The organism is Burkholderia sola, assembly GCF_905400185.1.
Lineage (GTDB): Bacteria > Pseudomonadota > Gammaproteobacteria > Burkholderiales > Burkholderiaceae > Burkholderia > Burkholderia sola.
Genome location: NZ_FR989676.1, coordinates 301,012 through 313,651, shown reverse-complemented (window position 1 = coordinate 313,651; position 12,640 = coordinate 301,012). Strand labels below are relative to the sequence as shown.

The following is a 12,640-nucleotide window of genomic DNA, read 5'->3' as shown; positions in this document are numbered from 1 at the left end:
ATCCCCGAACGTCGCCGCTGCGATGTTCCCGTAAGGCGCCGTAACGCGCGACGGGATGTTACGTAGCGTTCGACCGCACGTGACGCGCACGGCCGGGAACCGAGGCCCGCATCTTTGACGAAACGCGTCGTCCCGCCGAACATGACGCGAAACCCCCCGGCCGCCGGCGGCGGCGCAGCGGCCACGACTCCAGACCACGAGGACACCGACATGAGCGAACAGGACAGGGAATACGGCAAGGCGCGGCGCATCGACGTGATGGGCGAGGCGTTCGTCGAGCGCGCGATGAGCGATCTCGACGGATTCTCGCGCCCGCTGCAGGACTGGCTGAACGAGCATGCGTGGGGCAGCACGTGGCAGCGGGGCGGGATCGACCTGAAGACGCGCAGCCTGTGCACGTGCGCGATGCTGGCGGCGCTCGGCCGCAGCACGGAACTGAAGGGGCACATTCGCGGCGCGCTCAACAACGGCGCGAGCCTCGTCGAGATCCGCGAGGTATTGCTGCACAGCGCGCTGTATGCCGGCGCGCCGGCCGCGGTCGAGGCGTTTCGCAGCGCGCGCGAGGTGCTGTCGGAGCGCGGGTTGTCGCTACCCGACGACGAAGCCTGATTCCGTCGCGGCGTCGGCTGCCCGCCACGGAATCGGGCTGCGCTTCGCCGCCGCGATCTACGCGATGCGCACGGGCTGCGCCGCCACGTCGACTGGCGCGGCGGCGACTTCGAGGAGCCAGTCGGCCGTCGCTTCGGGCATCGTGACCGGCAGCATGTGCCCGCCCTCGACCACCTTCAGCCGCACGCGCGCCGATTTCTTCGCGAGCGCATCGCCGTGCTCGCGCCAGTTCAGGATCGGATCGGCGTGGCCGTACAGCACGTCGACCGGCAGCGCTAGCTCCGCGTAGCGGCGCGTCATCGCGGGCAGGTCGACGGGCGCCGACAGCAGGTCCGTCGCCGTCGCGTAGAACACGTGCGGGCGCATCCCGAGCAGGCCGCCGCCCTTGACCGGGAAGTCGCGCGGCACGTCCTCCGGCGCGAACACCTGGCGCACGGCCTGGCGGCCCGTCAGGATCGTCAGCGGGATCGCGAAGGTCCACGACACGAAACGGCGCACGAGCGGCGACGGCAGCATCAGCGGCTTGAACGGCGCGGGCGGCTCGGTCTGCTCGTGCGACAGCGGCGCGATCAGCGCGAGCCGGCTCACGCGGTCCGCATGGTTGAGGCCGACCGCGAGCGCGATCGCGCCGCCGAGCGAGTGGCCGACCAGCACGGGCTTGTCGAGCTGCAGCGCGTCGATGAACGCGGCGACCGTGCGGGCCTGCGCGAACACGTTCGCCTGCGAGGCCGCGCCGCGCAGCGAGCGGCCGGCGCCCGGGCGGTCGATCAGGATCACGCGATGCTGCTGCGCGAGCCGTGTGAGCGGCAGGTACGCGAAATTGCGCCATTGCCCCGCGAGCCCGTGGACGAACACGATCGGCGGGCCGTTGCCGTATTCGACGTAGTGGATACGATCGCCGTCGATGTCGACGAAGCGGCCTTCGGGCGGAAACGCGCGCGTCACGCGACGGGCCACGTAGCCGGAAAACAGCGCGAGCGCGGCGAGTACCGCGACGACGCCGAGCAGCACGTTCTGGATCAGGTGGAGCGTAGGAGTCATGTCGGCCTCAGCGGGTGTCGAGTGCGGGTTCGGCTGCCGGCGCGGCGGCGGCCGGGTCGGTTTTTGCGCGGCGTTCGAAATGCATCGCGGAATCGGCGAGCGCGCTGAACTTCAGCGACGCGAGATCGAGCACGTAATTCTGATGAAATTTCCACGGCTTGCGGTGCCCCTGTTTCGGCAGGATGCCGGCCGCGCGCTGGATGTAGCCCGAGCTCAGGTTGACGGCCGGCACGTCGCCGAGATCGCCCGCGCCGAGCCGCGGCACGCACGTATCGTAGCCGTTCGCGTGCATGTGGTTGAGCAGCCGGCACACGTAGCGTGCGATCAGCTCGGCCTTCAGCGTCCACGACGCATTCGTGTAGCCGAACGACGACGCGAGGTTCGGCACGTCGCTGTACATCATCCCCTTGTACGACACCGTCTCCGGCAAATCGACCGCGCGGCCGTCGACCGTCACGCGCGCGCCGCCGAGCATCTTCACCTTCAGCCCGGTCGCGGTGACGATCACGTCCGCGTCGAGCTGCTGGCCGCTCTTCAGCTGGAGGCCGGTCGGCGTGAAGCGTTCGATCTCGTCGGTGACGATCGATGCGCGGCCCGCGCGGATCGCCTTGAACAGGTCGCCGTTCGGCACGAGGCACACGCGCTGGTCCCACGGCATGTAGCGCGGCGTCAGGTGCTTCGCGACGTCGAAGTCGGGGCCGAGCTGCCGGCTGGCCGCGCGGATGATGAATTGCTTCGTCCGGTCGGGCTTGCGGCGCGACACGTTGTACAGGTACATCGTCAGCAGCACGTTCTTCACGCGCACGAGCCGGTGCGCGAGCCGCGACGGCAGCACGCGGCGCAGCGCGTTCGCGATCTTGTCGCGCGCGGGCAGCGACACGATGTAGGTCGGCGAACGCTGCAGCATCGTCACGTGCTGCGCGTCGGCCGCCATCGACGGCACCAGCGTGACGGCCGTCGCGCCGCTGCCGATCACGACCACGCGCCGGTTCGCGTACGACAGGTCCTTCGGCCAGTGCTGCGGATGCACGAGCTTGCCCTCGAACGTGTCCATGCCTCGCCAGTCGGGCAGGTAGCCGGCGTCGTAATCGTAGTAGCCGCTGCACATGAACAGGAAGCGGCAGGTGTAGACCAGCGTGTCGGTCGCGCCGTCCCGCGTGCGCTCGACGCGGACCGTCCAGCGCGCGCGGTTCGAATCCCAGTCGGCCGCGACGACCTTCCGGCCGTAGCGGATCGTCTTGTCGATGCCGTAGGTGCGCGCGGTGTCGCGGATGTAGTCGAGGATCGTCTGGCCGTCGGAGATCGCCTTGTCGCTGTGCCACGGCCGGAAGCTGTAGCCGAGCGTGAACATGTCGGAATCCGAACGAACGCCCGGATAGCGGAACAGGTCCCAGGTGCCGCCGATCGCGTCGCGCGCCTCGACGATCGCCACGCTCGCATGCGGGCAGCGCTGCTTCAGGTGATACGCGGCGCCGATGCCGGACAGGCCGGCGCCGACGATCAGCACGTCGAGGTCGCGAAGGTCGCGATCGTCGCGGTTATCGCCACTGTCGCGGCGGGCGTCGGAGGCGGGCGGCGCGTCGCGCCGGTCGGTCGTCGTCGAGATCATGCGGGGTCCTGGGTCGGCGTGGTCGGGCGCGCGGCCGGCGCGTGCGCGCGTTCGAGGTTGCGTGCGCGGGCGCGGCGCACGTGGCGCAGCATCAGCCACTGGTAACCGGCGCCGAGCAGTCGCGCGATCCGGTCGAGCCGGCGCGCGTCGGCGCCGACCAGCACGCGGCGCGCATTGCGCTCGACGCCCGCGAGGATTTGCCGCGCGGCCTCGTCGGCCGTCGTCGCGTTGATCAGGCGGTTCGCCTGACGGCGATGGGTCGCTTCGTCCTGGCCCGTCAGCGCGTGGATGCTAGTGTCGACGCGGCCCGCATCGACGATGTTCGTCGCGACGCCGCCCGGATGCACGCAGGTCGCGCTCACCGGCGCGCCGTCGAGTTCGAGTTCCATCCGCAGCGCCTCGGTGAAGCCGCGCACCGCGAACTTGGTCGCGTTGTACGCGCTTTGCGTCGGCATCGCGACGAGCCCGAACAGGCTCGACGTGTTCACCACGTGGCCGTCGCCCGACGCGCGCAGATGCGGCAGGAACGCCTGCGTGCCGTGCACGACACCCCAGAAGTTGATGCCGACGATCCATTCGAGATCGGCGAGACGCGCGGTTTCGGCGCTGGCGGCCAGCGACACGCCCGCATTGTTGAAGATCAGGTTGATCTTGCCGTGCTCGGCGCGCACGAAATCGGCCCACGCGAACACCGCATCGCGATCGGCGACGTCGAGCCGCCGCGTGCTCACGCGCACGCCGTGCCGTGCGCAGGCGGCTGCCGTGCCGGCGAGCCCGACGTCGTTGACGTCGGCGAGCGCGACCTCGCAGCCGCGCCGCGCAAGCTCGACCGCGAGGCTGCGGCCCATGCCCGAACCGGCGCCCGTGATCGCGGCGACCTTGCCGGAAAACCCCTTCATTCGTCGTCCTCCCGTTCCGCTTGCGCCGCACCGGCGGCGCATCTATTGTGGTGTTGATCGTCACCACTTTAGTTTTCGGGTGTCCTGATGTCAAATAGCGGAATGGAGAAAGCACTCGAAACGGAAAAAAAGGGCCGGTCGTATGGCGGCGTGGCACCCGAGGTGCGGGCCGCCGAGCGGCGCGACGCGTTGATCCGCGCGGCGACGCGCGTGTTCGGCACGGTGGGTTTTCGCAAGGCGACCGTGCGGTCGATCTGCCAGGAAGCGAAGCTCAACGATCGCTATTTCTATGCGGCCTTCGACAGCACCGAGGATCTGTTGCGCTGCACCTACCTGCATCACGCGCAACAACTGCATGACGCGGTCGCGCACGCGGTCGCCGCGCGCGGCGGCGATCTGCGGGAGCGCGTCGACGCGGGGCTCGCGGCGTTCTTCGCGTTTTTGCGCGACCCGTGCGCGGCGCGCGTGCTGCTGCTCGAGGTGATGGGCGTGAGCGCGGATACCGACATGACGTATCAGCGCATGCTGATCGACTTCGGCAAGCTGATCATGGCGATTGGCGCGCCGCGCGAGGCCGCGACGCCTGCCGAGCGCACCGAGCAGCGGCTGATCGGGCTCGCGCTGGTGGGCGCGATGACGAACGTCGGCGCGGCGTGGCTGCTGACCGACTATCGCGATCCGGAGGCGCAGGTGGTGGCCAGTTGCCGGAAGGTGCTGCTGGGGACGTTGCAGGCGCGCGACTAGGGACGCGCGGGAAAACGGGGCTCATTGGCCGGATGAGACCAAATTCGGACTATAATCAGTCTTGTTATGGACTGGCACAGGACGTGTTCCATGAAATTCTCTACCCAGGTCAAGCCCATCAGCTATCTCAAGAGCCACGCCGCCGATATCGTCAGGGACATCTCGGAAAGCCGCGAGCCGATGCTGATTACCCAGAACGGAGAGGCGAAGCTCGTTGTCATGGACGTCAAGTCGTATGAGGAGCATGAAGAGACGCTTGCGCTTCTTCGGCTGCTTGCACTCGGCAATCGGGAGATCGAGCAGGGCCACTTCCGTCCAGTCGAGGATGTCTTTGCGGACCTCGACAAGGACGACGATCAATGACACTGCGGGTTGTCGTTCTTCGTTCGGCGGAAGAAGATCTGAAGAGGTTGAAGCGCTATCTCGTATCGAATTTCGGTTCGGCTACCTGGCAAACGAGCTACCGGCAGATCAAGGACGCCATTGCATCGATTCGCGCTTTTCCGAATCACGGCAGGATTCCTGATGAACTCGCGAATATCAGCCTCGGTCAGTATCGCGAAGTCATTGCCGGAATGAACCGCATCATTTATGACGTGCGAGGCGACACCATTCACGTGCATATCGTTTGCGATACGCGCAGGGATCTGAAGTCCTTGCTGATGAGGCGGCTTGTGGTCGCTCATTGAGCGCGATCGCCATTCTTCCTCGTTTCACGATCCCGCCCTCCGTGGTTTCGAACTTGCGCGCCGGATAATCGGTGCCGCCGCCGTCACCCCGATCCTCGCCTTCATCGCCTCGATGAACGCCCGCACCTTCGGCGAAGGCAGCCGCGTCGACGGATACACCGCATGGATCCCGGCCGGCGCCGTATGCCAGCCCGGCAGCAGCCGCACGAGCCGGCCGGCCGCGACGTCGTCCGCGGTCGAGAAATCCGTCAGCAATCCGAAGCCGCCGCCCGCGAGCACGATCGCGCGGCACGCGGTCGCGGTGTTCGACACGACCGGCGCGACGCAGCGCACCGACGCGCGGCCGCCGCGCACGTTATCGAGTTCGAGCGTATGCGGGCGCGGCAGCGACGACAGCATCACGAACGGCAGCGCGGCGAGCGCATCGGGATCGCGCGGCAGCCCGTGTCGCGCGACGAACGCCGGGCTCGCGACCAGCCATTTCTCGTACGTGCCGAGCTGCACCGCGCGATAGTTGGAATCGGCGAGACGGCCGATGCGGATCGCGACGTCGAGGTTGTCCGCGACGAGATCGACGACGCGGTCGTTCGCGACGAGTTCGACAGCGAGCGCCGGATGCCGGTCGCGCAGCGCGACGACGGCCGGCGCGACGATCAGTGCGCCATAGTCGATCGGCACGCTCACGCGCAGCGTGCCGCGCAGCGGCCCCGCGTCGGACGACACCGCGTCGAGCGCGGCTTCGGTCGCGCGCACGATGTCGCGGCACGCGTCGTAGAACACGCGTCCGGCGTCGGTCACGCTCAGCCGCCGCGTCGTGCGCACCAGCAGGTTCGCGCCGATCTCGGATTCGAGGCGCTGCATGTGCGTGCTGACGACCGTCTTCGCCAGGCCGAGCCGCTCGGCCGCGGCCGTCAGCGAGCCGGCGTCGACCACCGCGACGAAGATCGCCAGCCGGTTCAGGTTCACGTCGCGCAGATCGGCCATCGTCGATTGTCCTATGGAAGAGGATGATGTTTCCGTGATTATCCGTCTTCTGGCGACGAACGGCGAGCGCTACGCTGGAGCCGTTCGTCGCCGATCCCCGGCGGCGCGAGATTCCGGAGTGTTTCCATGTCTGCCGCCAGCAAGCCCGCTTCGCCCATTCGCGTCTATTCGTTCCTGCTGTCCGGGCACGCGCACCGCGTCCGGTTGTTCCTGTCGCTGCTCGGTTTGCCGTCGAAGACCATCGACGTCGATCTCGCGGCCGGCGCGCAGCGCGAACCGGCGTTTCTCGCGTTGAATCCGCTCGGGCAGGTGCCGGTGATCGACGACGGCGGCACCGTGATCGCCGATTCGAACGCGATCCTCGTGTACCTCGCGAAGCGCTACGGCGATGCGCACTGGCTGCCGGACGACCCGGTCGGCGCGGCCGTCGTGCAGCGCTGGCTGTCGTACGCGGCCGGCCCGATCGCATCGGGCCCCGCGGCCGCGCGGCTCGTGACCGTGTTCGGCGCGCAGCTCGACCCGGAAACGGCCAAGCGCACGGCCGCGAAGGTGCTCGACGTGATCGATCGCGAACTGGCCGGCAAGCCGTTCGCGGCCGGCGCGCAGCCGACCATCGCGGACATCGCCGCGTACACGTACATCGCGCACGCGCCGGAAGGCGGCGTGTCGCTCGAACCGTATCCGCACGTGCGTGCTTGGCTGGCCCGTATCGAGGCGTTGCCGGGCTTCGTCGCGATGCCGACGACGCGCGCGGGCCTGCTCGCCGCTTGACGCTCACTGCCGCCGCGCTTGTTCAGGAGAGAACGCGATGAATGCGCCGACCGCCGTCGTACCGGGCTGGGAACTCGATACCGCGCCGTTTCACGCGGGCGAGCTTGCCGTGCAGCAGCGCGCAGGCGTGACGGACGCGGCGGGCGCGGCCGGCCGGCGCGGGATCCGGCGCTTCATGCCGGACCAGCACCGGACGTTTTTCGCGCAACTGCCGTTCTTCGTGCTCGGCGGCGTCGATGCAAGCGGCCAGCCGTGGGCGACGCTGCGGGCCGGTGCGCCGGGTTTCGTCACGTCGCCGGACGCCCGCACGCTGCGCATCGCGGCGCGCGCGCTGCCGGGCGATCCGCTGGCCGGCGCGTGGCAGGCGGGCGCACCGCTCGGCGGGCTCGGGATCGAATTCGATACGCGGCGGCGCAATCGCGTGAACGGCGTCGTGCGCGCGGTCGCCGGCGATGCGCTGACGATCGCGGTCGAGCAGAGCTTCGGCAATTGTGCGAAGTACATTCAGGGCCGCAAGCCGACTTTCGTCGCGCGGGACGTCGGGGCGTCCGTCGCGCCGGACGTATCGGATGCGCTGAGCGACGCGGACCGCGCGCTGCTCGCGCAGGCCGATACGTTCTTCGTCGCGAGTGCGAACACGTCGGCGGAGGCGGGCGCGGCGCGCGGCGCGGACGTGTCGCATCGCGGCGGGATGCCTGGCTTCGTGCGCGTCGACGATGCGCGCACGCTGACGACGCCCGATTTCAGCGGCAACCGGTTCTTCAATACGCTGGGCAACTTGCGGCACGATCCGCGAGCGGGGCTGCTGTTCGTCGATTTCGACACCGGCGATGTGCTGTATGTCGCCGCGCACGCGGAGATCGTGTGGGACGGGCCGGTCGTCGCATCGTTCGACGGCGCGCAGCGCGTCGTGCGTTTCCACGTGCGGGAAGTGCGGCGCATGCGGGCGGTGCTGCCGTTCCGGTGGTCGGCCGTCGAGCGCGCGCCGCAGTTCGCGGCGATGGCGGCGGCGTCGAGTGGCGTGGCGGCAACGGCCGGATCTGCGCCGTCCGCGCCCGCATCCGCATCGGCGCCCGCATGGCGGTCGCTGTGCATCGCGAAGATCGTCGACGAAGCGCGCGCGATCCGGTCGTTCCATTTCGAACCGGCGGATGGCAGCACATTGCCTGCCTACGAAGCCGGTCAGCACCTGACGTTGCGCATCGCGCTGCCGGGCAGCGACGCGCCGACGATGCGCAGCTACACGCTGTCCGACGCGCCGGGCGGCGCACACTACCGGATCACCGTGAAGCGCGAAGGACGCGTATCGGCGTGGCTGCACGATCATGCGCAGGCCGGCATGACGCTCGACGCGCAGATGCCGCGCGGACGCTTCACGTTCGATCTCGCAAGCCCGCGCCCGGCCGTGCTCGTGTCGGCCGGCATCGGCATCACGCCGATGGTCGCGATGCTTCGCCGGGCACTGGCCGACGACACGCCGTCGCGTCGTGTCGTGTTCGTGCACGGCGCCCGCGAAGCGGCCGACCGGCCGTTCGACGCGGAACTGGTGCGCATCGCGGCCACCGATGCACGCGTGTCGCTTCACTGGTTCGACAGTCATCCTCAAGAAGGCTCGGGTGCGCGGGCCGGTCGCATCGACATCGGGCAATTGAAGCGGGCCCTTTCATTCGACGATTACGATTTCTATCTGTGCGGGCCGTCGGCATTCATGCGCGACCTGTACGACGGGCTGCGCGCGCTGAACGTGCCGGACGAACGCATCCGGTTCGAGGCGTTCGGGCCGTCGAGCGTTTCGCGCAGTGCAACCCGGGCAACTGCCAAGCCTGCGACGGAAAGCGTGCCGGTCGTGTTCCGGCGCACGGCGCGCGAAGCCGCGTGGACGCCCGCCGACGGCACGCTGCTCGAATTCGCGGAAGGGCAGCGCGTGGCCGTGCCGTTCGAATGCCGCTCCGGGTCGTGCGGCGCGTGCGCGACGCGCGTGCTGTCCGGCGCGGTCGACTACGCGCAAACGCCCGATGCGGCGATCGAACCCGGCTGCGCGCTGCTGTGCGTCGCACGGCCCGCAGAAGGGGCGACGGAGCCGCTCGTACTCGACCGCTGACGTGCGTGCGACATGCCGCCGCAGATGGCCTGCTGCGCGAAAAGCGCACGCAACTGCTGCTTTTTTCGAATGCCGTCCGGATCGACGATAGCGCCAACCGATTCGATAAAGGAGCCCATCATGAAACTGCTCGGCATGGTTCGCCTGGTCCTGTGGAGTTTTTTCGGCGTACGCAACAGCAAGGCGCACGCGAACGATCTCGCGAACGCCAACTTCACGCTGCTGCCGTTCGTGGCGCTCCTGCTTGCGCTGCTGGTCGGCGCGGTGATTTACGGCGTCGTGCATCTGGTCGTCGATCCGACCGTGACGATGCAGGGGTTTTGAGCGAGCGACTGATGAACCGGTAGCGGGGCCGCCATTCCCGCTCCGGTTCCAGGCCGCGTGACCGGCGCATGATGACGCCGGCCTCAGTGGCCGGCACGCACGAGGCGAATCGCGACCGCATCGTTGGCATCGCCGCCGTTATCGTGCCGCCCGCACCGTTCGTCCCCGTTCCCGCCTTCCCGTTTCCCGTTTCCCGTTCCGCCCGATTCCGCGGCTCTATGCCCCGCCCGGGGTAAAATGCGCGCCACGCCGCGATGTCGCGCGACGGACAGGCCGCCGTTCCGATGAACGGCCGGCCCGACTGCCCGCCGCCCGAACCGGGGCGTTCGAAGCGTCCCCCGCATGACACGACCGCGCGACGCAGCCGGCCGCCCGACAGGCACCCGACGAACCCGTCGGCCGCTGCATCGGTTTGCGGCGCGTCATCCGAATCCGATGTCCCATCCTGCGTTGTCCCGACCGGCCGGCCCGCTTGCACGCCGCAGGGTCGGGTTCGTCCGATGAATATCGTGTCGACGGAACGCGTCCGGCGACGGGCGCGGCGGCGTTCGCTGACGCGCGCTTCGCAGCTTCCTAACGGGTTTTGGGTTTCGGGTTTCGACAGGTCGAATGGCGAGTTTTCCATCCAGAACAATGACGGTGAATAGAACAACAGCGGCACGCGCACGTCGGCGGCGCGCGAAGGTCGGGCTCGGTGTCGGTCTCGGCGTCACGCTTTTCGCGGCGCAGGCCGCAGCGGCTCAGGGCGACACACCTGCGTCAGGCGCCGATGCAACCGGCAGCGCGACGCTGCCCGCGATCACGGTGAGCGGCGAGCGCGGCCACGCGTTGCGCGCGCGCGAAGCGTCGGTCGCGGGGCTCGACGACGCGCCGCTGCGCGACACGCCGGCGTCGGTGAACGTCATCACGCGCGCGCTGATCGACGATCAGCAGGCGAAGCGGCTGAGCGACGTGGTGCGCAACGATGCGTCGGTCGTCAACGACTATGCGCCGGTCGGCTATTTCGAGGGCTTCGCGATCCGTGGCTTTCCGGTCGATCTCGCGAGCGCGATCCGGATCGACGGGCTGACGGTGTCCGGCGAGCAGAACGTGCCGCTCGAGAACAAGGAGCGCGTCGAGATCCTGAAGGGGCTCGCGGGCATCGACAGCGGCGTCGTCGCGCCGGGCGGCGTGATCAACTTCGTGACCAAGCGCTCCGCGAACGTCGCGAGCGTGACGGGCGGCGTCGACAGCCGCGGCTCGACGTCGGCGGCCGTCGATCTCGGCCGCCGCTTCGGCCCGGACAATCAGTTCGGGTTCCGGATCAATGCGGCGAAGGAGAACATGCACTCGTATATCGACGGCACGAACGGACGACGCACGTTCGGCTCGATCGCCGCCGACTGGGACATCAGCCCCCGCGCGAGCCTGCAGCTGAACGCCGAATTCCAGCAGTGGATCCAGCGTTCCGCACCCGGCTACCAGTTGCTCGGCGGCACCGTCGTGCCGTCGGTGAAGACGACGTCGAAGGCGCTCGGCACGCAGCCGTGGGCGAAACCGGTGACGACAGATGCGCTGAACCTGAACGCGCGTTTCGACTACCAGTTCAACGACGACTGGAAGGCATACATCGCCGCGGGTCGCAGCCGCACGATGATCGACGACAACAGCGCGTTCGCGTACGGCTGCTCGTACGCGGCGAGCTGCGCGGCCGGCGCGACGTCGCCGTTCTTCTTCGGCGCGAACGGCGACTACGACGTGTACGACTTCCGCAGCCCCGGCGAATACCGGCGCAACGACGATCTGCGCGCGGTCGCGACCGGCAAGTTCGCGACGGGGCCGCTGCGGCACGAACTGACGCTCGGCGTGAGCGTGCAGCGCCGCGTCGTGCACATGGCCGACGCCGTGTACGACTATGTGGGCAGCGAGAATATCTACGGGCCGGACCTGACTTTCCCGCCGTCGCAGAATGCGCCGGGGTCGTCGTATCCGCGCCTCGATGCGTGGCAGTACGGCGTGTTCGGGCTCGACCGCATCAGCCTCGGCGAACACTGGCAGGTGCTCGCGGGCGGCAAGGAAGTGCTGCTGCGACAGCGCAGCTGGAGCAGCCTCGACGGCGAGACGACGCATACCGACCGTTCGGTGTTCCTGCCGCAAGTCGCGCTCGTCTACAAGCCGGTGAACGTGCTGTCGCTGTACGCGTCGTACAGCAAGGCGCTGTCGCTCGGCGACCAGGCGCCGGTGCGCGCGACCAACGCGTATGCGTTCCTGCCGCCCGTCGAATCGCACCAGATCGAGGTCGGCGCGAAATACGACTGGTTCGACCGGTTGAGCCTCACGGCCGCCGTGTTCTCGATCAGCAAGCCGTTCCAGTTCGCCGACCCTGACGCGTCGGGCACGTCGTACACGTTCGTGCAGCGCGGCACGCAGCGGCACCAGGGGATCGAACTCGGCGCGGCCGGGCGCGTGACCGAGCGATTGGGGCTCACGGCCAGCGTCGCGGCGATTCGCGCCCGGGCCTACGATTCGGGGTCGCCCGCCTACGAAGGGCACCAGATCATCAACGTGCCCGCGCTGCGCGCGTCGCTGTATGCGGACTACGCGGTGCCGGGCGTCGCGGGCCTGAACGTGCTCGGCGGTGTGGAATACAGCGCGGCGCGCAACGCGAACGAGGAAGGCACAGCGCGCGTGCCGTCGTGGTTCGTGTTCAATCTCGGCGCGCGTTATACGACGAAGATCGGCGGCCATCGTACGGTGTTGCGCGTGTCGGTGGACAATCTGTTCAACAAGTTCTACTGGCGCGACGCAGGCGAGCAGCAAGGCGATGCATACCTGTTCCCGGGTGCGCCGCGCACCGCGCGCATATCGTTGACCTATGATTTCTGACCGA

Annotated in this window: 12 protein-coding genes; 8 read left to right on the top strand and 4 right to left on the bottom strand. The window is 68.7% G+C overall.

The window, feature by feature from the left end; all coding sequences use genetic code 11:
* The first annotated feature begins 210 nt into the window (after positions 1-210).
* Positions 211-609 carry a carboxymuconolactone decarboxylase family protein gene (locus KR541_RS17845; RefSeq protein ID WP_050014467.1) on the top strand — a complete coding sequence of 133 codons (399 nt, stop codon included), beginning with the start codon at positions 211-213 and terminating at the stop codon, positions 607-609.
* 57 nt (positions 610-666) lie between these two features.
* Here the strand turns inward: KR541_RS17845 and KR541_RS17840 are convergent, their stop codons facing one another.
* Genes KR541_RS17840 through KR541_RS17830 form a run of 3 tightly spaced genes read right to left on the bottom strand, consistent with a single transcriptional unit; the run spans position 667 to position 4,158 of the window.
* Entirely contained in the window at positions 667-1,650 is a 984-nt protein-coding gene (locus KR541_RS17840) for an alpha/beta fold hydrolase (RefSeq protein WP_209933364.1), read from the bottom strand.
* A gap of 7 nt (positions 1,651-1,657) precedes the next feature.
* Positions 1,658-3,259: a flavin-containing monooxygenase gene (locus tag KR541_RS17835; protein ID WP_216089688.1), complete on the bottom strand. Its 1,602-nt coding sequence runs from the start codon at positions 3,257-3,259 to the stop codon at positions 1,658-1,660.
* Entirely contained in the window at positions 3,256-4,158 is a 903-nt protein-coding gene (locus KR541_RS17830; protein ID WP_124630829.1) for an SDR family NAD(P)-dependent oxidoreductase, read from the bottom strand. The genes KR541_RS17835 and KR541_RS17830 overlap by 4 nt, the downstream gene beginning before the upstream one ends.
* Before the next feature lie 87 nt (positions 4,159-4,245).
* Here KR541_RS17830 and KR541_RS17825 point away from each other — a divergent pair, with 87 nt between their 5' ends.
* The 3 genes from KR541_RS17825 to KR541_RS17815 all read left to right on the top strand — a co-directional run bounded on the left by KR541_RS17825 (position 4,246) and on the right by KR541_RS17815 (position 5,591).
* Positions 4,246-4,902 carry a TetR/AcrR family transcriptional regulator gene (locus KR541_RS17825; protein WP_089489057.1) on the top strand — a complete coding sequence of 219 codons (657 nt, stop codon included), beginning with the start codon at positions 4,246-4,248 and terminating at the stop codon, positions 4,900-4,902.
* 90 nt (positions 4,903-4,992) lie between these two features.
* Positions 4,993-5,265, top strand: coding sequence for a type II toxin-antitoxin system Phd/YefM family antitoxin (locus KR541_RS17820; RefSeq protein ID WP_050014516.1), 273 nt, complete (start codon positions 4,993-4,995; stop codon positions 5,263-5,265).
* Positions 5,262-5,591, top strand: coding sequence for a type II toxin-antitoxin system RelE/ParE family toxin (locus KR541_RS17815; RefSeq protein ID WP_050014473.1), 330 nt, complete (start codon positions 5,262-5,264; stop codon positions 5,589-5,591). The genes KR541_RS17820 and KR541_RS17815 overlap by 4 nt, the downstream gene beginning before the upstream one ends.
* A 24-nt stretch (positions 5,592-5,615) precedes the next feature.
* On the opposite strand, the gene KR541_RS17810 is transcribed toward KR541_RS17815, so the two are convergent.
* A complete protein-coding gene (locus KR541_RS17810) occupies positions 5,616-6,575 on the bottom strand; it encodes a LysR family transcriptional regulator (protein ID WP_050014474.1) in 960 nt (319 codons plus the stop codon).
* 126 nt (positions 6,576-6,701) lie between these two features.
* Here KR541_RS17810 and KR541_RS17805 point away from each other — a divergent pair, with 126 nt between their 5' ends.
* The 4 genes from KR541_RS17805 to KR541_RS17790 all read left to right on the top strand — a co-directional run bounded on the left by KR541_RS17805 (position 6,702) and on the right by KR541_RS17790 (position 12,636).
* Entirely contained in the window at positions 6,702-7,346 is a 645-nt protein-coding gene (locus tag KR541_RS17805; protein WP_050014475.1) for a glutathione S-transferase family protein, read from the top strand.
* A gap of 37 nt (positions 7,347-7,383) precedes the next feature.
* Positions 7,384-9,447 carry a pyridoxamine 5'-phosphate oxidase family protein gene (locus KR541_RS17800; protein WP_050014476.1) on the top strand — a complete coding sequence of 688 codons (2,064 nt, stop codon included), beginning with the start codon at positions 7,384-7,386 and terminating at the stop codon, positions 9,445-9,447.
* A gap of 120 nt (positions 9,448-9,567) precedes the next feature.
* Positions 9,568-9,771 carry a DUF2970 domain-containing protein gene (locus tag KR541_RS17795; protein WP_050014477.1) on the top strand — a complete coding sequence of 68 codons (204 nt, stop codon included), beginning with the start codon at positions 9,568-9,570 and terminating at the stop codon, positions 9,769-9,771.
* Between the two features lie 633 nt (positions 9,772-10,404).
* Positions 10,405-12,636, top strand: a complete 2,232-nt coding sequence (locus KR541_RS17790) for a TonB-dependent siderophore receptor (protein WP_050014478.1) — start codon at positions 10,405-10,407, stop codon at positions 12,634-12,636.
* Positions 12,637-12,640: the final 4 nt, after the last annotated feature.

What these genes read in the sequence shown, in the direction of transcription:
- KR541_RS17835 (WP_216089688.1), bottom strand. Translation starts at nt 3,259, where the DNA reads ATGATCTCGACGACGACCGACCGGCGCGACGCGCCGCCCGCCTCCGAC.
- KR541_RS17840 (WP_209933364.1), bottom strand. Translation starts at nt 1,650, where the DNA reads ATGACTCCTACGCTCCACCTGATCCAGAACGTGCTGCTCGGCGTCGTC.
- KR541_RS17805 (WP_050014475.1), top strand. Translation starts at nt 6,702, where the DNA reads ATGTCTGCCGCCAGCAAGCCCGCTTCGCCCATTCGCGTCTATTCGTTC.
- KR541_RS17845 (WP_050014467.1), top strand. Translation starts at nt 211, where the DNA reads ATGAGCGAACAGGACAGGGAATACGGCAAGGCGCGGCGCATCGACGTG.
- KR541_RS17800 (WP_050014476.1), top strand. Translation starts at nt 7,384, where the DNA reads ATGAATGCGCCGACCGCCGTCGTACCGGGCTGGGAACTCGATACCGCG.
- KR541_RS17810 (WP_050014474.1), bottom strand. Translation starts at nt 6,575, where the DNA reads ATGGCCGATCTGCGCGACGTGAACCTGAACCGGCTGGCGATCTTCGTC.
- KR541_RS17820 (WP_050014516.1), top strand. Translation starts at nt 4,993, where the DNA reads ATGAAATTCTCTACCCAGGTCAAGCCCATCAGCTATCTCAAGAGCCAC.
- KR541_RS17815 (WP_050014473.1), top strand. Translation starts at nt 5,262, where the DNA reads ATGACACTGCGGGTTGTCGTTCTTCGTTCGGCGGAAGAAGATCTGAAG.
- KR541_RS17825 (WP_089489057.1), top strand. Translation starts at nt 4,246, where the DNA reads ATGTCAAATAGCGGAATGGAGAAAGCACTCGAAACGGAAAAAAAGGGC.
- KR541_RS17795 (WP_050014477.1), top strand. Translation starts at nt 9,568, where the DNA reads ATGAAACTGCTCGGCATGGTTCGCCTGGTCCTGTGGAGTTTTTTCGGC.
- KR541_RS17830 (WP_124630829.1), bottom strand. Translation starts at nt 4,158, where the DNA reads ATGAAGGGGTTTTCCGGCAAGGTCGCCGCGATCACGGGCGCCGGTTCG.
- KR541_RS17790 (WP_050014478.1), top strand. Translation starts at nt 10,405, where the DNA reads ATGACGGTGAATAGAACAACAGCGGCACGCGCACGTCGGCGGCGCGCG.